This window comes from Inquilinus sp. KBS0705, assembly GCA_005938025.2.
Lineage (GTDB): Bacteria > Bacteroidota > Bacteroidia > Sphingobacteriales > Sphingobacteriaceae > Mucilaginibacter.
Genome location: VCCI02000003.1, coordinates 444,462 through 464,964, shown reverse-complemented (window position 1 = coordinate 464,964; position 20,503 = coordinate 444,462). Strand labels below are relative to the sequence as shown.

General features: G+C 42.8%; 14 protein-coding genes and 1 pseudogene. 4 read left to right on the top strand and 11 right to left on the bottom strand.

The features are described 5' to 3' along the window. Positions 1-8: 8 nt before the first annotated feature. The 5 genes from crtI to FFF34_016310 form a co-directional block, all read right to left on the bottom strand. Positions 9-1,481, bottom strand: coding sequence for a phytoene desaturase (crtI, locus tag FFF34_016330; GenBank protein TSD64116.1), 1,473 nt, complete (start codon positions 1,479-1,481; stop codon positions 9-11). A gap of 75 nt (positions 1,482-1,556) precedes the next feature. Beyond that, positions 1,557-2,369 (bottom strand): SDR family oxidoreductase, encoded by an 813-nt coding sequence (locus FFF34_016325; GenBank protein TSD64115.1) that lies wholly within the window; start codon positions 2,367-2,369, stop codon positions 1,557-1,559. A gap of 103 nt (positions 2,370-2,472) precedes the next feature. Continuing rightward, complete coding sequence (gene recN, locus FFF34_016320) at positions 2,473-4,131, bottom strand: DNA repair protein RecN (GenBank protein ID TSD64114.1); 1,659 nt, start codon at positions 4,129-4,131, stop codon at positions 2,473-2,475. Positions 4,132-4,267: 136 nt separating this feature from the next. Continuing rightward, positions 4,268-6,313, bottom strand: a complete 2,046-nt coding sequence (locus FFF34_016315; GenBank protein ID TSD64113.1) for a M48 family metalloprotease — start codon at positions 6,311-6,313, stop codon at positions 4,268-4,270. 8 nt (positions 6,314-6,321) lie between these two features. Then, positions 6,322-6,690 (bottom strand): BlaI/MecI/CopY family transcriptional regulator, encoded by a 369-nt coding sequence (locus tag FFF34_016310; protein TSD64112.1) that lies wholly within the window; start codon positions 6,688-6,690, stop codon positions 6,322-6,324. A 257-nt stretch (positions 6,691-6,947) separates the two neighbouring features. Between FFF34_016310 and FFF34_016305 the strand changes: the two genes are divergently transcribed. After that, positions 6,948-7,718 carry an MBL fold metallo-hydrolase gene (locus FFF34_016305; protein TSD64191.1) on the top strand — a complete coding sequence of 257 codons (771 nt, stop codon included), beginning with the start codon at positions 6,948-6,950 and terminating at the stop codon, positions 7,716-7,718. On the opposite strand, the gene FFF34_016300 is transcribed toward FFF34_016305, so the two are convergent. The 3 genes from FFF34_016300 to gcvP all read right to left on the bottom strand — a co-directional run bounded on the left by FFF34_016300 (position 7,715) and on the right by gcvP (position 11,626). Next, positions 7,715-8,131 (bottom strand): response regulator, encoded by a 417-nt coding sequence (locus FFF34_016300; protein TSD64111.1) that lies wholly within the window; start codon positions 8,129-8,131, stop codon positions 7,715-7,717. The genes FFF34_016305 and FFF34_016300 overlap by 4 nt on opposite strands. An 87-nt stretch (positions 8,132-8,218) precedes the next feature. Next, positions 8,219-8,530, bottom strand: a complete 312-nt coding sequence (locus FFF34_016295) for an antibiotic biosynthesis monooxygenase (GenBank protein ID TSD64110.1) — start codon at positions 8,528-8,530, stop codon at positions 8,219-8,221. A 186-nt stretch (positions 8,531-8,716) separates the two neighbouring features. Further along, complete coding sequence (gene gcvP, locus FFF34_016290; GenBank protein ID TSD64109.1) at positions 8,717-11,626, bottom strand: aminomethyl-transferring glycine dehydrogenase; 2,910 nt, start codon at positions 11,624-11,626, stop codon at positions 8,717-8,719. Between the two features lie 96 nt (positions 11,627-11,722). Between gcvP and FFF34_016285 the strand changes: the two genes are divergently transcribed. Continuing rightward, positions 11,723-14,458: a gliding motility-associated C-terminal domain-containing protein gene (locus FFF34_016285; GenBank protein TSD64108.1), complete on the top strand. Its 2,736-nt coding sequence runs from the start codon at positions 11,723-11,725 to the stop codon at positions 14,456-14,458. Here the strand turns inward: FFF34_016285 and FFF34_016280 are convergent. The 3 genes and pseudogenes from FFF34_016280 to FFF34_016270 all read right to left on the bottom strand — a co-directional run bounded on the left by FFF34_016280 (position 14,455) and on the right by FFF34_016270 (position 16,974). Then, the gene (locus FFF34_016280; protein TSD64107.1) at positions 14,455-15,171 is read right to left on the bottom strand and encodes a pyridoxine 5'-phosphate synthase; all 717 of its coding nucleotides are present in this window, start codon (positions 15,169-15,171) and stop codon (positions 14,455-14,457) included. The two genes, FFF34_016285 and FFF34_016280, sit on opposite strands and share 4 nt — an antisense overlap. Positions 15,172-15,354: 183 nt before the next feature. Continuing rightward, positions 15,355-16,179 carry a Xaa-Pro dipeptidase gene (locus FFF34_016275; protein ID TSD64190.1) on the bottom strand — a complete coding sequence of 275 codons (825 nt, stop codon included), beginning with the start codon at positions 16,177-16,179 and terminating at the stop codon, positions 15,355-15,357. A gap of 231 nt (positions 16,180-16,410) precedes the next feature. Beyond that, positions 16,411-16,974 (bottom strand): annotated as a pseudogene (locus tag FFF34_016270) (aminopeptidase P family protein). Positions 16,975-17,136: 162 nt separating this feature from the next. On the opposite strand from FFF34_016270, the gene FFF34_016265 reads away from it, so the two are divergent. Next, positions 17,137-19,866, top strand: a complete 2,730-nt coding sequence (locus tag FFF34_016265) for a PAS domain S-box protein (GenBank protein ID TSD64106.1) — start codon at positions 17,137-17,139, stop codon at positions 19,864-19,866. Beyond that, the gene (locus FFF34_016260) at positions 19,866-20,267 is read left to right on the top strand and encodes a hypothetical protein (GenBank protein TSD64105.1); all 402 of its coding nucleotides are present in this window, start codon (positions 19,866-19,868) and stop codon (positions 20,265-20,267) included. Before FFF34_016265 ends, FFF34_016260 begins: the two co-directional genes overlap by 1 nt. Positions 20,268-20,503: the final 236 nt, after the last annotated feature.

Sequence of the window (20,503 nt, the reverse complement as noted above, 5' to 3'; positions counted from 1 at the left end):
CAATAACACTACCCTATAAAATCGGCGGTTATTTTTGCCGATAACAAACAAAGCGGTATACCGCCGCCGGGGTGCACGCTACCCCCGCAAAAATATAGGCCCTTTATTTTTGATGAGCTGTTGGCATGCCGTAAAAAAGCTGCAAACTGGTTATTGGAGCTTGTGCCGTAAATAGAGCCTTTGTACGATGATGTTTTACTCTCGATACTGCGCGGGTCTAATATGCTTTCGGTTGCAATAAGCCCACCTATGTTTTGCCCTAAAATTTTCGAAAGTTTGGCAATAATATCAGCACGTGCACGGGCTATTAGCTTATCCCAGTCCTGCCCGTTATTGGCGGGTACGTTTATCATCACAAACCAATTTTCGCACCCTTCGGGGGCATCATCGGCTTTTAGTTTAGAGCTTATGTTTACATAAACCGTAGGATCGTTGTAGATATCCTGGTGTTTCCATATATGGTCAAACTCGGCCTTGTAATCGGCACTAAAGAATATATTGTGCAGGTCCAGTTCAGTAAAGCTCTTTTTTATACCCCAGTAAAATATCAATGCCGAACTGCTTCGTTCCTGGCTTAGTATTTTATTTGGGTGCAAGGCCGGGTATTTTTGCAACAGCTGTTTATAAGTGAACCATATATCCATGTTAGATATCACTATATCAGCAAGGTGATTCTCGCCGGCGGCTCTGATGCCTTTTACCTGCCGGTTAATCACCACAACCTCATCCGCCTTTTGGTTATAATTAAATACTACGCCTAATTCTTCTGCCAGCTTTACCAGGCTTTGGGTGATACTGTACATACCGCCATCAGGGAAATAAGCACCATAATGATGCTCCAAATGCGGTATTACATTTAATGTAGCCGGTGCCTGGTAAGGGTCAGATCCGTTGTAGGTGGCGTAGCGGTCAAAAAACTGCACTATGCGCGCATCCTTAAAGCTACCGGCATTGGCTTTATGCATGGTACGGAAAGGGTCAATTTGCGGGAAACGGAATACCGACCGCAACGTATCCCACCTTAAATAGGTTTGCAGCCGGTGTAACGACCGCTCTAAAAACACATGGTTGGTTATGGTGTATATATCCCTGCTATTAGCCAGGTATTTTAAAACCGCTGAGGCAGGTTCAGTGGTTTTAGCAGCTATCTCGGCGGCAAATTTATTGGTGTCGGCATAGGCGCTTAAACGGGCACCATCGGGGTAAAAGTAGTTACAAACTACATCCAGCTTTTGATAGCTGAAATAATCTGCCGGATCTTTGCCTGCCAGTTCAAACAATTCGTTTACATATTGCGGCATAGTAAACAGGCTAGGGCCGGCATCAAACCTATAGCCATCATGCTCAATTTGCGATAGCTTGCCGCCGGGGTAAGCGTTTGCCTCAAATACATCTACCTGGTAACCATTTACAGTTAAACGAATAGCCGTTGCTATACCGGCAATACCGGCACCAATAATTATAGCTTTTTGTTTGGGCATGTGGTAAATATATGGCTATAAAACAAAAAAGCAGAACCGGACATCGATTCTGCTTTTATATGTATCAGTTAAATACTATTTCTCCATTTGCTCTATCACTGCAGCGGTAACGCCGGTGAAAGAGAAGCCACCATCGTGAAACAAGTTTTGCATGGTAACCATTTTAGTAAGATCGCTAAACAAACTTACACAGTAATCGGCGCATTGGTCGGCATCAGCATTACCAAGCGGACTCATTTTTTCGGCATAGTTTATAAAGCCATCAAAGCCTTTTACACCGTTACCGGCAGTAGTGCGGGTTGGCGATTGCGATACCGTGTTTACCCTAACGTGTTTTTTAACACCATACTGATAACCAAAGTTACGGGCAATGCTCTCCAGATAAGCCTTGTTATCGGCCATATCATTATAATCGGGAAATACACGCTGCGATGCAATGTAAGTTAAGGCCAGCACAGATCCCCACTCGTTAATAGCATCCAACTTCATAGCTGTCTGCAATACACGGTGAAAGCTCAATGCAGATATATCTAACCCCTTATGGGTAAAATCATAGTTATTTTCGGTGTAAGGAATGCTTTTACGTACGTTAACACTCATGCCTATCGAGTGCAGTACAAAATCAACACCGCCGCCAAAATGTTCCATCGATTTAGTGAACAGGTTGGTTACATCCTCATTGCTGGTTACATCTGCCGGGATAACCGGGGCATTACATTCTTCTGCCAGTTTATTTAGTTCGCCCATGCGCAATGCAAGCGGCGAATTGGTTAAAACTATTTCGGCACCTTCTTCGTGGCAGCGCTGAGCCACTTTCCAGGCGATAGATTGCTCGTTAAGCGCCCCGAAAATAATTCCTTTTTTACCTTTTAATAAATTGTAAGCCATTGTTTTTAGTTTTATGAGTGGGGCAAAGTTATAAAATTAGTTTGCAGTTTGCAGCGCACAGTTTGCAGTTGTTATATGCAAACTGCAAACCTGTAACTGCTAACTATCCTGCAAGCAGCTCCCTTGCATTTTGTAACGCACTCTCGCCGGGGTTATCACCGCTTAGCATTTTAGCTATTTCGGTAGTACGTTCTTGCTCGCTTAATTTTTTGATGCGCGTTTTGGTTATTGATTCCGAGTCGTCTTTATACACAAAATAATGGCTTTTGCCTTTGCCTGCAATTTGCGGCAGGTGGGTTATAGTAATTACCTGTAGGTTTTGCGATAAGCGTTCCATTACCTGCCCTACCTTATTGGCTACCTCGCCGCTTACGCCTGTATCTATCTCATCAAATATAATGGTAGGCAAGGCAGTATACTGCGCAATTATAGATTTTATGCTCAGCATCAAACGGCTCAACTCACCACCCGATGCCACCTTGCTCATATCGGCCAGGGCATGGCCCTTATTGGCCGAAAACATAAAGCGAATAGTATCCACTCCGCTTTTGGTAAGCTCAGCTGCGTTGGTGCTTTGCTGTATTTGCAATACCGAGTTAGGCATACCCATTTCGGTCAAGTTGGCTAAAACCTTTTCTTCGATAACCGGGATGGCTTTTGTGCGATTGGCAGTTAATACAGCAGCCAAATCTTCCAATTCCTTTTTACTTGCTGCAATTTGCTTTTGTAGTTTTTCTACCGCTTCATCGCCAAACACCGCCTGCTGTATCTTGCCTGATAGGTCGTCCTGTATTGCTAATAGCTCTTCGTTACTATTTACCCGATGCTTTTTTTGCAGGTTATATAATAAGCTTAAACGGGCGTTCACTTCTTCGGCGCGGGCTTCGTTGGTAAAGGTGCGCTGTTCAATGGTTTCTAACTCTGCGGCAATATCCTTTAGTTCAATAAGCGTACTTTTTAAACGCTCGTGCAATTCTTCTACCTCCGGGTTGTATTTTTCTATGGTAGATAATTGCTGCCCGGCTTCGCGCAATTGTATAATTGCCGATGTTTCGCCCTCGTGCATTAAATAATGCGCACCTAAAAGGTTACGTTTTATTTCTTCGGCATTATTAAGCGTGTAGAGTTCTTTCTCTAATAGATCCTGTTCATCAGGAGCTATACCGGCTTTCTCCAGTTCATCAAACTGAAACTGGTAGTAATCAAGGTCGGCTTTGGCTTTATCGTTCTGCTCAATTAATTGCTGCAGTTGGGTAAGTGCTTTACGGTAAATGCTATATTTAGTTTGATAATTACTTAATAACTCCTGATGCCCAGCCACGCCGTCAACCACCAGTAGCTGAAAAGCAGGGTCGTTTATTTCGTAAGTAGCATGCTGCGAGTGGATATCAATCAGCCGCTCGCCAAGGTTTTTTATTTGGGTAAGGTTAACCGGTGTATCATTTACAAAGGCCCTTGATTTACCATCGGCAGATATTTCGCGGCGCAAAACGGTATCGCCTTCATAATCCAGGTCGTTATCCTCAAAAAACGACTTCAAGTGAAAATCGGCAATTTTAAACGAACCCTCTATCACGCATTTTTTTTGCTGATTAAAAAAGTAACGGCTTTCGGCACGTTGGCCCAAAATAAGCGACAGGGCACCTAATATGATGGATTTACCCGCGCCGGTTTCACCGGTAAGTATATTTAACCCCCTATCAAAGTTGATCTCGAGGTTATCTATCAGTGCGTAGTTTTGTATGGTTAGCTTTTGAAGCATAAAAAAAGTATCCCCTTTTTGAGGATACTAAATTACTTATTTTGACTTGTAAGTTGAGTGTTATGAACAATGTGTTTAAAAAAATAGCGATGAAATTGATCTCATCGCTATTTTTCTACACAGTTATTTTGTTCAATTAATTACTCTCCGGAGCTTCCGGTTTTTCAGGGGCTTCCGGTTTTTCCGGCTGCTCATTTACATCTTTATGCCAGTTGTAGGTGTTATGGGTTCTTTTGTAATCGGCCAGTTTCTTTTTAAACTCAGGTGTGTTCATATACTGCCTCATTTTCGCAGTTGCTTCCTGTAAAGCCTTTTTTTCTTGCCTCATTTGGTCGTTATCGGCATACTCGCGCATTTGTTTACCTAACTCGCGCATTTTTTCCTGCTGCGCTTTAATGTCGGGGTTGTTAAATGCCTTCCGCATATTTTCGCCCGCTGTACGCATGTCTTCCTGTGCTTTTTTCATCTCCGGATCATCGTGGCGCATGCGCATTTGCTGGCCCAGTTCACGCAATTGCTTGGTGGTAGCCTTAATCTCGGGCGATAGGTTTTTATCCAGCTCAGCCTGGTATTTTTTGTAGTTCTCGTCGCGGTCGTCATGAAATCCATTGTGGCTTACACCATATTTGGCTTCCAACTTCTCGTTCATCGCTTTAAACTCCGGCGAATTAAAGTAGACATCCATTTTTTTACCTAAGGCTTCCATTTGTTGCCCGGTTTTTTCCATATCGCCACTTTTATCGCCCCAATGCTTTTCAAAATCGGCTGCTGCTTTTTCCTGCGCAGCGGTAGCCTGTTTTATTTCATCGCTATTGTAAAAAGCATCAATCTGTTTGCCCATCTGCTCTAACTGTTCGCTTTTGGCTTTAAATTGGGGGCTATCGTAGTATTTACTTATAGCTTCGCCATGTTTTTCCACTTCTTTTCCTAAACGTTCCAGTTCAGGGTCCTTCATACCTTCGTTGTTCCACCTGTACCTGTCATCGCTGTTATAAGCTATGCGGCTGTCTTTTTCAAATTTGATCTTTTGTTTTATTAATGCCTTGTTAGCTTTTAATTGTGCTTTTTCGGCCTTAATTTTAAGCTTTGGCGCTTTTGCAGGTACCGTATCGGCTAGCATGCTTTTTATGGCCGGCGCTATAGCTTTTACAGATATTTTGCCCTGCGCAATTTCGGGGTTAAGCAATGCTAAACTGCAAATGCCTAAGGTTAATATCAGCATGGCCACCAATGTTGGGCGTATGCTGGGGATTTCTTTTTTTGTTTTCATGATTCGTTCAATTCTGTTTAATAAATGGTACTTTTTGCCGGTTACAGCCAGCGCTAGCTGTAATTCATTTTGGCGGTTTTGTTCAAGCTTAAACAAGGCTTTTGCGTAAATAATCGGGTTTTGCGTAGCATCAACCACCAGGTCGTCGCAGCTATTTTCGCGTTCTTCACCAATTATTTTATTTATAAGCAGCACACATGGGTTAAAAAATAACAGGGTGGTTATCACCTGCTGCAGCAGGTTAACCAGGTAATCGTTACGTTTTATGTGTGCCAGTTCGTGCATTAATATGGCTTCTATCTCATCTGCCGACAGATAGGTTGATAAGGTAAATGGCAGCAGTATAGCAGGTTTAATATACCCGGTTATACAGGGCACATCAACCATATCACTTAACCCTACGGTTACCTTTTTAGTGATGTTTAGTTTATTAGCAAACCTGCTCAATTGCTGTTGCAGCGGCACAGCAATGCTCATGGTTTGCTTTATTAAATTCAACTTTTTGCGTGCTAGTACCAGTTTAGTACTGTTTAAAAGAAGCCCGGCTATATACAACATGGTAACGTATGGCAAATACTTTTCAAAGCTGTAGTAATAGCGCATGGTTTGCTCGTTTATTTGCCTAAGGTTAGCCGGCAATTGCAGCACAAGCGGCATATTACTTAAGTTGGCGGGCTTGGCTAACCAATCGTATACCTGTATCTCGTTTATAAGGGTGTAGGCAAACCATGCGGTAATAGCAAATAAACTGCTTAACGCCATGGTATACTTTTTTGATGCAGGTAACCAGCCGGTAAATAATAAGGCTACTCTTAAAATAAAGTATATAAGTAAGCCCTGCCATAACGAATGTATGATGGTGATGCCCAAAACCTGGCTAATGTTATACAATATGTTTTCCATAGCTGCCATTACTAATTTTATTGTTCAAACTTTTTTAAATAATCTTTTATAGCATCAATTTCATCCTTTGATGCCCGGTGCTGGCCCAGTGCTTGTATCACCAGATCGGATGTGGAGCCCTTAAACACGGTTGAGATGATTTTATCTAAAGCGCCTTGCTGTGCCTGCCCACGGGTTATTACCGCTTTATACAAATGTGTTTTAGCATTGGTATCGCGTTCAACCAAACCTTTTTCGTGCATTATCTGCATTAGTTTTAAGGTGGTAGTATAGCCCGAATCTTTGCTTTTTGCCAACTCTTCGTGCACATCGCGCACTGTGCACTGGCCCTTTTTCCAAATTACCTGTAGTATTTCTAATTCGCTTTCGGTCGGTTTCAAATCCATGTCTTTATCTCTTTCTACTATTATACGAATTTCTTCGTACAAAGATGTACGATAGTTTTCGTATATGCAAATTAAATCGTACTATTTTTTAATAGAAGACGCCGCGGGTTTAAAAACGTTACAATGGATGTCACTAATTATATGATATTTTGCCCGAGGGATGGGTCAATACTCAATTCATGAACCTAATGTCATTTATCGGCCAACAGCACCCCAATACCTATTTAGGCCTTATATTTGCACAATATTATATAGTTATGGAAACTTTTGTGTTGGGCGAGGGCTCTTATTCGGTAGATGCTACTAAAAAATTTATCCCTTTTAACCCCGAAACGGATAATAAACGAGACCGCCCCGGTTCCCTGTTTATCCACGTCAATCCATTTTTAATAAAAACAAACGATGACCTGATATTGCTTGACGCCGGTCTGGGCTATAAAGATACCCGCGACGAGTTATTACTACACCAACATATACGCAACGCTGGTTTCGATCCTGAAGAAGTAAGCCTGGTTCTGATGTCGCACCTGCATTACGACCACTCCGGCGGCTTAGTGGTAGAGCGTAACGGAAGATTGGAACCCAGTTTCCCGGATGCTATACATGTAATTAATAAGGATGAATTTGATTTTGGCTTGAGCGGTAAATCATCGTCTTACCACGTTGATATTTTTGAAGCGCTGCAAAACAGTGTAAAAATTGATTTTGTAAAAGGCGATGGCGAATACAAACCCGGCATAAGGTACGAGCTATCTGCCGGGCATAGCCGTTTTCACCAGGTGTTTTGGATAGATATTGAAGGCAAAAAAGTATTTTTTGGTGGCGACGAGCTACCCGAACCGGAGCAACTGATAAGAAAATTTGTAGCTAAATATGATTATGATGGGCACCGCTCGGCAGATTTGCGTATACAATATGGCAAAATAGCTGCAGCTGAAGGTTACACCTGCTTGTTTTACCATGACCGTGGAACAGGTATCGGCACTATTAATTACCAGGACGAGCAGTTTACAGTAAAGCCGGTTTAAGCGGTAATTCCAAAAAGTTCTTTGATCTTTTCTACGTTGAGCGGCTTAGATACAAAGTCTTTTACCAGGGGGTAAGAGCGTGCCTTATTAATATCGTTACTAAAAACAGAAGAAGATATAATATATATTTTGCTTTTGCCCAAAGGGTCGATATTCAGGCGTTTATACTCATCTAAAAACTCCCAGCCGTTCATTATGGGCATGTTAATATCCAATAGTATATAATCAGGAAGTTTGTTAGGATCTTTACGCTGAATCTCTGCAAGCTGGTCAATTGCAAACTTACCGTTAAGGCAGGCCATAATTTCGGTATTTATCAAGGCCTTTTTTATTAGCTTAATAGAAATGAAATTATTTATCTCATCATCATCTACTAACAAAACGCTTACGGACTGTGTACTATCAGGGTTCATATGAATACTTTATACGAAGGCGTAAATTAAAAGGTTATATTCCTTAAAGTGGTGAGTTTTTCGAAATATATTATAAATATATAATTTTTAAAATTCGTAATCACGCTCAATTTTGCAAATTCTCACTTTATAATTTTCGTACCACTTGTCGCGGCCATATTTTTGGGCCAATTGATGGCGTAAATTTGCTTTCCAATTAGTAATCGCTTCGGGACTGTCCCAGTACGAAACAGTTATCCCGGTCTCGTTCCGGGCCGACTCTACTCCCAAAAAACCTGGCTGCTCGGCGGCCATTTGCACCATTTCATTGGCCATATCGCCATAACCTTCATCAACCCCGGTACGTACCGATGTAAATATAACAGCATAATAAGGCGGCTGCGGTGTTTTGGCTATCATTTGTATGAACCAGAATTAATGAATTTACGGAATATATTTAAACAAACCATTAGACGAAAATATTTGCTTTTCTGTTACAGTTCACTGCAACTATTGTTGATTTAAAAAAAGCCCCTTTATTAAGGGGCTTCAATTTTATTATTTTCATCTGCACATATGCATATCCGCACATCCGCACATCTATTTTTAAGTTCCGTATTCTGGTGTTGTTACTTCGCTTTCTTCAAACTCGTAATCTGTTAGCGGCGGGCACGAGCATATCAGCGTGCGGTCGCCGTAGGTGTCGTTCACCCTACCTACTGATGGCCAGAATTTGTATTGGGCCACGTAAGGCAGCGGGTAAGCTGCTTTTTGGCGGGTGTAAGCATGCTCCCATTCGTTGCCCGTAATTATGGCAGCAGTATGTGGCGCGTTTTTTAACGGGTTATCCAATTTATCAGACAGGCCGCTCTCTACATCAGCAATTTCGTGGCGTATAGATATCATTGCATCGCAAAAACGGTCAAGCTCGTGTTTAGGTTCAGATTCGGTTGGCTCTACCATTACCGTACCCGCTACCGGGAACGACACTGTAGGCGCATGAAAACCGTAGTCCATTAAACGTTTGGCAATATCGGTAACCTCCACGCCAAATGCTTTAAACGAGCGGCAATCCAATATCATTTCGTGTGCGCAGCGGCCGTTTGCACCGGCATATAATACCGGGAAATGGCTCTCTAAACGCGCCTTAATATAGTTAGCGTTCAATATAGCGTAACGGGTTGCATTGGTTAAACCTTCGCCGCCCATCATGGCAATGTACGCGTGCGATATGATCAATATTGAAGCAGAGCCCCAAGGTGCGGCAGAAACCGCGTGTATAGCTTTTCCATTATCAATATCAACCACAGCATGGCCCGGCAGGTAAGGTACAAGGTGTTTAGCTACACCAATTGGGCCCATACCCGGGCCACCGCCACCATGTGGTATACAAAATGTTTTATGCAGGTTAAGGTGGCAAACATCGGCACCTATATTAGCAGGGCTTGTAAGACCTACCTGGGCATTCATATTAGCTCCATCCATGTAAACCTGGCCACCATTGGCATGTATCACCTCACATATCTCGATGATAGATTCTTCAAACACACCATGGGTTGATGGGTAGGTTACCATCAGGCAGCTTAATTCATTTTTGTATTGTTCGGCTTTAGCTTTAAGGTCGGCAACATCAATATTTCCGTTATCGTCGCATTTAACCACTACTATCTTCATGCCGGCCATCGCAGCCGATGCAGGATTAGTGCCGTGTGCAGATGACGGTATCAATGCTATATTGCGGTGATGGTCGCCCCTATCGTTATGGTAAGCGCGTATCACCATTAAACCGGCATATTCGCCTTGCGCGCCTGCATTTGGTTGCAAACTCATGGCTGCAAAGCCGGTTATCTCGCTCAGCCATTTGTTCAATTCGTCAAACAACTGCATGTAGCCGCCAACCTGGTCGGTTGGTGCAAAGGGGTGCATTTTGCTAAACTCGGCCCAGGTAACCGGTACCATTTCGGTGGTCGCGTTCAGCTTCATGGTACACGAGCCCAAAGCGATCATTGAGTGGCAAAGCGAAAGATCTTTTGCCTCAAGCGATTTTATATAGCGCAGCATCTCATGCTCGGAGTGATGCGTATTAAATAGGCCATGTGTCAAATAGGCCGATGTACGTTGCAATTCGGCTGGTATAATGCCTTCAATGTTGGTTTTAAGCGTATCAAAATCAGCATCGGCTAATGTTTTACCTTTTACTTTAGCAAAAAGGCGCACCAGCGTTTTAACATCCTCGGGCGAGGTAGTCTCATCCAAAGAAATAGTAGCTACCGAACCGTTATAGTTAAGGTTGGCCATGTTGTTTAACGCCTCTGATTTTACCGGCCCGGCTAATGCGCCAAGCTCAATTTTTATAGTATCAAAGTATGTATCATTTAACTGCTGGTAACCAAGCTGTTTTAACGACGATGAAAGCAATACGCTTAAACCATGTATACGCTCGGCTATTAGTTTTAAGCCTTTGGGACCATGGTACACGGCATACATACCTGCCATAATAGCAAGTAATGCCTGTGCAGTACAAATATTTGACGTTGCTTTATCCCTGCGGATGTGTTGCTCGCGTGTTTGTAAAGCCATGCGCAAGGCGTAGCTTCCTGCCGAATCGATAGTTACACCGATGATACGACCGGGCAACGAGCGCTTATATTCTTCTTTAGTTGCAAAAAACGCGGCATGTGGCCCGCCAAAGCCCATTGGCACGCCAAAGCGCTGGCTGGTACCTACCACAATGTCGGCGCCCCATTCACCGGGAGGGGTTAACAGCACCAAGCTCATCAGATCGGCAACTACCGTCAGTTTAACGCCTTTTTGATGCAATGCATTAGCAAAATCGGTGTAGTTATATACAGCACCATGGCCGGCAGGGTATTGCACTATGGCGCCAAACATCTCGTCTGTAAGTTCAACTTTACGATGGTCGCCTATTTGCAGTGTTATGCCGTAAGGCTCGCTGCGGGTTTTTAAAATATCAATGGTTTGCGGGAACAATTCTTCGCTCACAAAAAACACATTCGCTTTTTGATTTTTACGCAAGCTGTATTGCATAAACATAGCCTCGGCAGCAGCAGTACCTTCGTCTAATAACGATGCATTGGCTATTTCCATACCGGTTAAATCAATAACCATAGTTTGAAAATTAAGCAGCGCCTGTAAACGGCCCTGTGCAATTTCGGCCTGGTAAGGGGTATATTGGGTATACCATCCCGGGTTTTCTAATATGTTACGCTGTATAACCCCGGGCACTATTACATCATAATATCCCTGCCCTATGTACGATTTAAAAACCTTATTTTTTGAAGCTGTTTGCTTTAAGGCATTCAGGTAATCAAACTCGCTTTTAGCGGGCGGCAAATTAAGCGGGTTTTTAAGCCTTATTTTTGCCGGTACAGTTTGATCTATCAACTCATCAAGCGAATTTACACCAACTGTTTTTAACATTTTATCGGTATCGGCCTGGTTTGGGGCTATGTGCCTTTGCTGGAATTGCTCCTGGTAATCTATGTTCAGCTTCATTGAAATTGGTATCCCTTAAATTAAGGCACAAAGGTACAATTTTGCACATTGAATAACAATTAGGTAATGTGGTAATGACACTGGTTTTACAAGTAAATGTTCGTATTTTGGAAGCTGCTACCAATTATGCTAAAACGCATTTTTTTACTGTGTTTACTGTTTACCGTTTTGTCTTTTAAAATAAAAGCGGATACTTTCGTAGTGACCAATAATTCAGATTCGGCGCCTGGTAGTTTGCGCCAGGCTTTGTTAGCTGCGGCAGCTAATGGTACGGCTACACCAGATGTAATTAAATTTAACCTGGGCACTGCAGAAACAGCACGTACCATATCAATTTTATCCACCCTAAATATATCATCGAACCTAACTATTGACGGCAGTAGCCAGCCGGGCACAAAATTTGGTGTAAGCGGCGCCAAGGTTATATTGCAAATGGGTGGTGCATCAGGCGCGTTTAATGCATTTACAATGTCTAACGTGTCGGACTTTGCTCTATATGGATTTTATATCCGCAACTTTTATGGTGGTCTACCCGGCCCCGACAATACCCTTTTTGCAGCTGCATTTTATATACAGGCCTCAAAAAATATTCAAATTGGCGATAGTGGAAAAGGAAATGTATTTACAGACAACAACACAATTATAAATGTACCAACATCAACGGCCGGCATCGAAAACCTCAAATTCTACTCGAATTTTGCCGGGATTGAACCCGATGGCAAAAGCCCCCGTATTAATCCCGCTCATTACGGCGGCAACGGCATTAACATAGCCGGCTGTAAGGGTAATATTGAGATAGGTGCGGCAGATGTAAGCAAGCGTAATTTATTCGGCAATCTGCTCGAAGATATTTTCCACCGCGGCAACCCACAGTCGACTGCTTTTACTGCCACTATAAATATCATTAACAACTACTTTAATTTTGATATAAATGGCAATGCCGTAGCAAATATCTTCCAATCGACAGACATTTACTTTATACATGCTACCAACTTTAATGATACCCAATCAACAAAATACCCTTACACGATAAATATCACCGGCAACAAAATTCAATACCCTTTGGTAAGCGAGTTTAAGCAGCTTACCGGTGATGTTACTATACGAGGTAATCAGGAATTATATGGCCCCCAAAGCAGCGGTAACGAAAACAGATTTATAATACAAACCGAGGGTAATATTACATTAGGTGGAGTAGCTGCCGGCCAAAGTAATACCTTTTACGGCGTTTTTTTTGCGTTGGATGGGCAAAAAAATATATTAGTAAACCACACGGCTATTTTTTGTACATCGGCAGGGCTAAACAATACCTGGGATACACCAGAGCGAGACAAGTTACCCCAGATAGAAATCACCAATATCACCGCTACTAAAGTATCAGGTACGGCTACTCCATTATCGTCGGTAGAGCTTTACAATGATGATGATTGCCTTAGTTGCCAACCAGAAACCTATTTTGCTAGCGTTTTAGCCGGTGCCGATGGCAAATGGTCATACACGGGCAGTATTACAAAAGGTATTATCGCGTCGGCAACTAAGGGTGGCTTTACTTCTTTGTTTACCAGTAGCCCTTACAGCCCAACCTATCAAATTATAAATAGTGGCGGCGGATGCGGGGCAACTGGCTCGGCTAAGTTTAACTATACAAATGCGGGTGGGTTTAAAATTACAAATGCCAATAACGAAACTATAGCTACTACCGCACAGGCCGAAAACCTGCTGCCGGGTAATTATAAAATTGCCGCTCTCAATAATTCCTGCTCGTCTGATTTTAACTTTACGATATTGGATGCCAGGCCTACCATTGTTACATCTGCACAAAATATAACTAATCCCTATTGCGGACGCAGCACCGGATCCATCACCGGGCTTAGTATTACTCACATTAGCGCTATCGAGATATTGGATAGGGATTACTCGGTAAAATGGGTAGATGCCAACGGTAATGTAAAAAGCACAAGCGTTGATCTGGTTAACGTTCCGCCCGGCAGTTACTCCTTGCAGGTATCATATAAGGACCAATGCCCCGTTGTATACGGCCCCATAACGCTCAGTAATACGGTAGCAGCGCCTTTTAATATTATTAGCCAGGGAAGCCCGGTACCTGATCACTGCGGCCTTAATGTTGGTGGCGTTACTGCTGTGCAGATTACCGGCGGCGTACAGCCTTATACTTATAAGTGGATAAATGCCAATGGCCAGCAGGTAGGCAACCAGGCGTCATTGTCAAACGTGGTGGCGGGTACTTACCACCTGTTGGTTAATGATGCAGGATGCAGCGAAACCAATATTACTTATGTTGTGCCCGATGTTCCGCTGCTTGTTAGCCCGCCATCAGTTACCAATGCATTGTTTTGCACACCGGGTACGGTAATAATTGCGGTTGATGATGCTGTAAACGATGGAGTGTACCGCCTTTATAGTAATGCTACAGACAATCAACCCATTGATGAACAAACCGGCGGAAAATTCACCATTACCGTTGCTGCTGACAGGAGTTATTTTATAAGTAAATTAAATGGCAACTGCGAAAGTATACGTGTAGAAATGAAAGTAAGCCTGGGGTCGTTTGCCGGTGGCATTGCAAATACATTTACACCCAATAACGATGGCGTTAATGATAAGTGGGTAATTAAGGGGATTGAAAACTATACCGAATCGCTAATAAAAGTTTATTCGCGCGATGGGGCTTTGGTATACCAGTCTAAAGGTTATAGTACGCCATTTGATGGCACAATTAACGGCAAGGAATTGCCCGCAGGTGCCTATTACTACATTATTGACTTAAAAGGTTGCAAGCCTATCAGCGGTAACGTTACTATAATACGCTAAGCTAACTGGCGTAGGTACATTTGTATGGTATTTTCTAAACCGTAATACAAAGCATCGCTAATTAGGGCATGGCCTATGCTCACTTCATCTAAAGCAGGTATATTTTGAGCAAAATACTTTAGATTTTCCAGGTCAAGGTCGTGGCCGGCGTTGATGCCAAGGCCTAATTGGTGCGCAGTCTCGGCAGCTTTTACATAAGGTGCAACAGCTTCTAATCTATTAGCTGCATAGTGGTGTGCATAGGCTTCGGTGTATAGCTCAACACGATCGGTGCCGGTGGTTGCTGCCGCTTTTACCATCTCTACATCCGGGTCTACAAAAATAGATACGCGTATACCGGCATCTTTAAAAACTTTGATAATATCTTTCAGGTAATCCTGATTTTTGATTGTATCCCAGCCATGGTTCGAGGTTATCTGCCCCAATACATCAGGTACCAACGTTACTTGTTCGGGCTTATTGGCCAGTACCAGATCTACAAACTTTTGCTCCTGGCAATTGCCCTCAATATTAAACTCTGTGGTTACTATTTTTTTTAAGTCAAACACATCCTGGTAGCGTATGTGCCTTTCATCGGGCCGCGGGTGCACAGTGATACCCTGGGCACCAAAGCGTTCGCAATCTTTAGCTACTTGCACCAAATCGGGGTTATTACCGCCACGCGAGTTGCGCAGTGTGGCTATTTTATTGATATTGACAGATAAACGGGCCATAACTTTATAGATTATTGGGCAAATATCATGATACTTTACAACAATTAAAACATATTACGCTTGTAATCATAGCACCATTGATATGCAACTTATTTTAAGTTGACGAAGAATTTGAGACAAAAAACTAAAAACAAAAAAGCCGTCCGCAATTAACGGACAGCTTTTTAAATATAGTAGTTAATCCTATTTAAGCGGCGGGAATTTCGCACCGTCAAATATACTTTTTTCGGCGGCAACTTTTTCAACATCCTGCCATTTTCTGGGCGCATCAGCAGATAAATTGGTACCACCTGTTTTGCCTATCTGTACATCATCTTCAATACGTACACCTATGTTCCACCATTTTTTATCGCAAGGGCTGCCTGCAGGTATGTAAATACCGGGTTCAACAGTAATTACCATGTTTTCCTTTAATTCGCCATTGGTGCCTTTATCGTGCACATCAAGCCCTAAATGGTGCGACACCCCGTGCGGGTAATAGGTACGCAATTCTTTAGCCGTTTTTATGATCCCCAATTTTATAAGGCCCGCGGCTAAAACCTCGCCTGTCTTTTCTTCGAGTGCCCGGTATTGCACGCCTGCTTTACAAAGTTTAAATACTTCTTCCTGTGCGTCATATACCAATTGGTAAATAGCTTTTTGCTCCTCGGTAAATTTTCCAGTAGCAGGAATGGTACGGGTAACATCGGCACTATAGCCGTGGTATTCGGCGCCCACATCCATTAATACTAACTGGTTATCAACCTTAGGTACATTATTTTCTTCGTAGTGTAATATACAGCCATTGGCACCGGCACCTACAATTGGTGGGTAACCCTCATCCTCTACTCCGTATTTTTTGTGTACATAAAGCAATATACCTTCCAGTTCTTTCTCTCCCATATTAGGGGTAATAGCGCGCAATACCTCGGCATGCGCCAGGCTCGATATCTGTACAGACTTTTTTAGCAGTGCTATTTCTTCCGGCTGTTTAACACCACGCAGTTCGTTGGTAAAATCATCAAACATCCAGGCGGCACCATACTGGGCTTTAATTTTTGCTTTTACATCTGCCAGCGTAACACTATCTGGTTTGGATACTAATTGTTGCACTAAAGGGTTACCGCTATATACATCTGCCGGCAGGCTCCGTTTTAAGTAGTTAAGTATCCCCGGTAAATTAGCGGGCGTTCCGTATTTTTCTACAATGCCAAAGCTATTTAGCAAAGTTTTGTCTGCTTGCGGCAGGTTAGCTACGCCTTTAAAGGTTTTCACTAATGATTCCAGCCCCTCATCGGCACCAATGTCATCCGGCAGCGCATCAGCTATTACAGTGCTGAATTTTTTTAGATCGATAGGCGATTTTGCAAAATCTTCACTGTTAAATACGCGTTTGAATCCTAAACGGCTTTTAGCACCTTCAACACCTAAACGGCGACCGGTCCACTGCTCGGCGGCAGGGTCACGGTGGCGCACATATAATATTTCGTTGTAGGTACTATCGCCGCTGCCTTGCATATCTTTAAATATCACCAGCATACCATCAGCCTCTTTATAGCCCGAAAAATAATACATATCGGGGTTGGCATGGTACACATAGTTTACATCTTTAGAAAAAACACGTTCGGGATAAGAAAAAATAACCGCTACCGAATTAGCCGGCATCATGGCACGCAGGGCGGCACGCCTGCCTGCATGAAATTCCTTTGTTAAATAATCTTTAGGGAGATTGTCTGGATAAGCTGCCGGCTGTTGGGCAAAGGCGCCTGTTAAAGCGCAAATGCTAAGCGCGGCGGTTACTAATGTTTTATTAATAAATTGCATTGTGATTATAGGTTTTTAAAAACGCCTTTAAGTTACAAATTATAAATAAATAGCTGCACTGTGCGCTATAAGACATTTTTTCATATCAATATCATCACTTAACCAATATGCAACAATAGTTAGTTATATTCGTAAAAGGTTTAACCAATTGTGCCCCCTAAAATGATTGAGTCGCCAATACCTGCTAACGAAAAGGAACGCTTAAAAGCGCTTGCCGACTATGAGATATTAGATTCGTTAAGCGAAACGGAATTTGACCGTATAACTGAGCTTGCCTCTATTATTTGCGATGTGCCTATTTCGTTGGTATCGCTTATAGACCTCAATCGCCAGTGGTTTAAATCAGCTATTGGCTTGCCTATCAAAGAAACCGCCCGCGACCTTGCTTTTTGCCGTTACGCCATTATGGACACCCATATTATGGAGGTAGAAGATGCCACTAAAGACATACGCTTTAAGGATAACAAATTAGTAACCGAAGACCCGGATATACGCTTTTATGCGGGCTACCCGCTTATAGACCCGCAAGGGTATGCTTTAGGCACCTTGTGCGTAATAGACAGGGTACCTAAAAAGTTAAATGCCAGTCAAAAACGATCATTGCAACTGCTTGGCGAAGAAGTAATTGAATTGATAATAGAGCGGAGAAGGAAGCAGGAGTTGAAGAACTTTCAAAAGTTGTTCAACATGTCAAACGACCTGGTGTTTATCGGCGGGGCAGATGGTTTCTTTAAACAGGTAAACCCGGCCTTTACAGCAGTTTTGGGTTGGGATGAAGAATATTTATTAACAACCTCAACGTTCGACCTTATACATCCCGATGATATAGCCAGCAGTGCAAATGAATTAAAAAAATTAGGCGAGGGCGAACATACCCTTAACTTTTTGCAGCGTGTAAAAACTAAATGGGGACATTATAAAACCATACAATGGACATCGACACCCGAAGCCGAAACAGGCAATATTTTTGGGATAGGGCGCGATGTATCTGAGATTCTGTTAAAAGAGCAAAAGCTGGCCACTAGTGAAGAAAAATTGCGGGTATTTTTTAACAACTCGCAGGGTTTAATGTGCACCCATGATGTAAAAGGTAAATTCCTATCGGTTAATACCGCTGGCGCAGGTATATTGGGCTATTCTTCTGATGAACTTATTGGGTTAAGCTTGTTTGATATTATACCGCCCGAGCGTTACCCTATGGTAAACGCTTACCTGAATCAAATTACAACAACAGGCAAATCGCAGGGGCAGATGCTTACCAGGCACAAAAACGGGTCGTTGTTGGTTTGGATGTACAATAACACCTTGCAAGTAACCGACGGGCAGCCCTATGTTATTGGCAATGCTATTGATATTACCGAGCGCTTTAGATTAGAAACCACTTTAGCACGAACCAAAGAAACACTTGAACAAACTAACCAGGTTGCGCGCGTAGGCGGATGGGAGTATGATATACAGCAGCAAAAAATAACCTGGACATCGGTAACTAAAGCCATACACGGGGTACCTGATGATTATGAGCCCGACCTGGTTACCGGCATCAATTTTTATAAAGAAGGCGAAAACCGTGATAAAATACAGGAAGTTATAGGCCATACCATAGCTACCGGTACACCATGGAACGAGGAGCTGCAGATTATAAACGCGCAAGGTAAAGAAATATGGGTAAAGGCATTGGGTAATGCCGAGTTTATTGACGGTGTTTGTAAGCGTCTATACGGCGCTCTTCAAGACATTACGGATTCGAAATATGCCGAGTTAGCGCTTAAAAGATCAGTTGAAGCACAGGGCGAATTGAACCGTGCGCTAAAAGAGCAGATTGAATTGGTGCGGCAGCAGGACCAAACTATTGAAAAAATACAGGAATTTAAGTTTTTGGCCGACTCTATCCCGCAAATCGTCTGGACATCAAAGCCGGACGGTACTATGGATTACTATAACCGCCATTGGTTTGAGTATACCGGCCTGAGTATTGAAGATACAATAGCCTATGGCTGGCAACCGGTAATACACCCCGACAATGCGGAGAAAGACCTTAAGGAGTGGCATGAAAGCCTGCAAACAGGCAAGCCCTATAAAGCTGAGGTTAGGTTTAAGCGTGCTATAGATGGTGTTTATAAATGGCACCTGGCCAGCGCCCTGCCCATGAAGGCAGACGATGGAACGATCATTAAATGGTTTGGATCGTGCTATGATATTGACGAGTATAAGCGGGCGCTCGATCTGGAAAACCGTATAAGCCAGTACGAAGACTTTAATCGAATTGTAGCACACAATCTTCGTGGCCCATCAGGCAGTATACGTATGATACTAAATATGATTGACGAAGCCGATAGCGAGCAGGAAAAAACCGAGCTATTGGAAATGCTTAACCAAAGCAGCGAAAGTTTAAACGATACCCTTAACGAATTGATGAAGGTATTGGAAGTGCGCATCAGTAAAAATATAGCTTACGACGATTGCAGCCTACCCGAACTGGTTACCGCCACGGGGGCTATGCTAAGGGGGCAAATAATGGATAAGAAAGCGGTTATAAATACCAATTTTGAGGTAGTGAATATGCAGTTCCCTAAAATGTACCTCGAAAGCATATTTTATAACATGGTAAGCAACTCGTTAAAATACAGCAATCCGGATATCCCACCTCAAATATTAATTACATCAAAACTTGTTAACGGGCGGGTTACTTTATCCTTTACAGATAACGGCTTGGGTATCGATTTGGAAAGGCACGGTAAAGATATGTTTAAACTAAGCAGCGTGTTCCACAGCGGGCACGATAGTAAGGGTGTAGGCCTGTTTATGACAAAAACCCAGATAGAGACCTTTGGCGGCAAGATCACCGTAAAAAGTAAACCAAATGTCGGCTCAACCTTTACCATTACCTTTTAATGAGCTGGACCTGCCCCAAATGCGATCGTGAGTTAAAGAGCGAAACACAACGGCATTATTGCGCCAAGGTAAATCTTGATGATCTTTTTAAGGGCAGATCGGAAGAATTGATACTGCTGTTTGACAAATTATTAGCGGAGGTTGCGGACTGGCCTGATGTGCTGGTAGGAACCACGCCAAACTGTATTGTGTTTGTACACAAACTCATCTTTTTTGTGATACGCCCAATGCAAAAGGTACTCGATCTTAAGTTTTATTCTGCCGAAAAGATAGAACAAGCACCCGTAACTAAAAGCATAGCTGTTGGCAAACGTTTCCAAAACAATATAAGATTAAGCAGTGTAATCGAACTGCGTCCACAGCTTTTTAAATGGATAAGGGAATCGTATGAGTTGTTGTGATACGAGATACTTCTCCACCACGTCATTGCGAGGCACGAAGCAATCTCAAAACTATGCATATTCGCCTTTCCTATCGGGAGATTATTAATGTGTTAATTGTTTTTTTAAAGTATTAATGAGCTCCCTAAGGTCGGTTGTCTTTGTCGCTATCGCTCCTCGAAATGGCGCACGGATAATAATTGTCAACAAAAAAGGGATATGGCCTAAACCACATCCCTTTAATATCTATAGCAGAC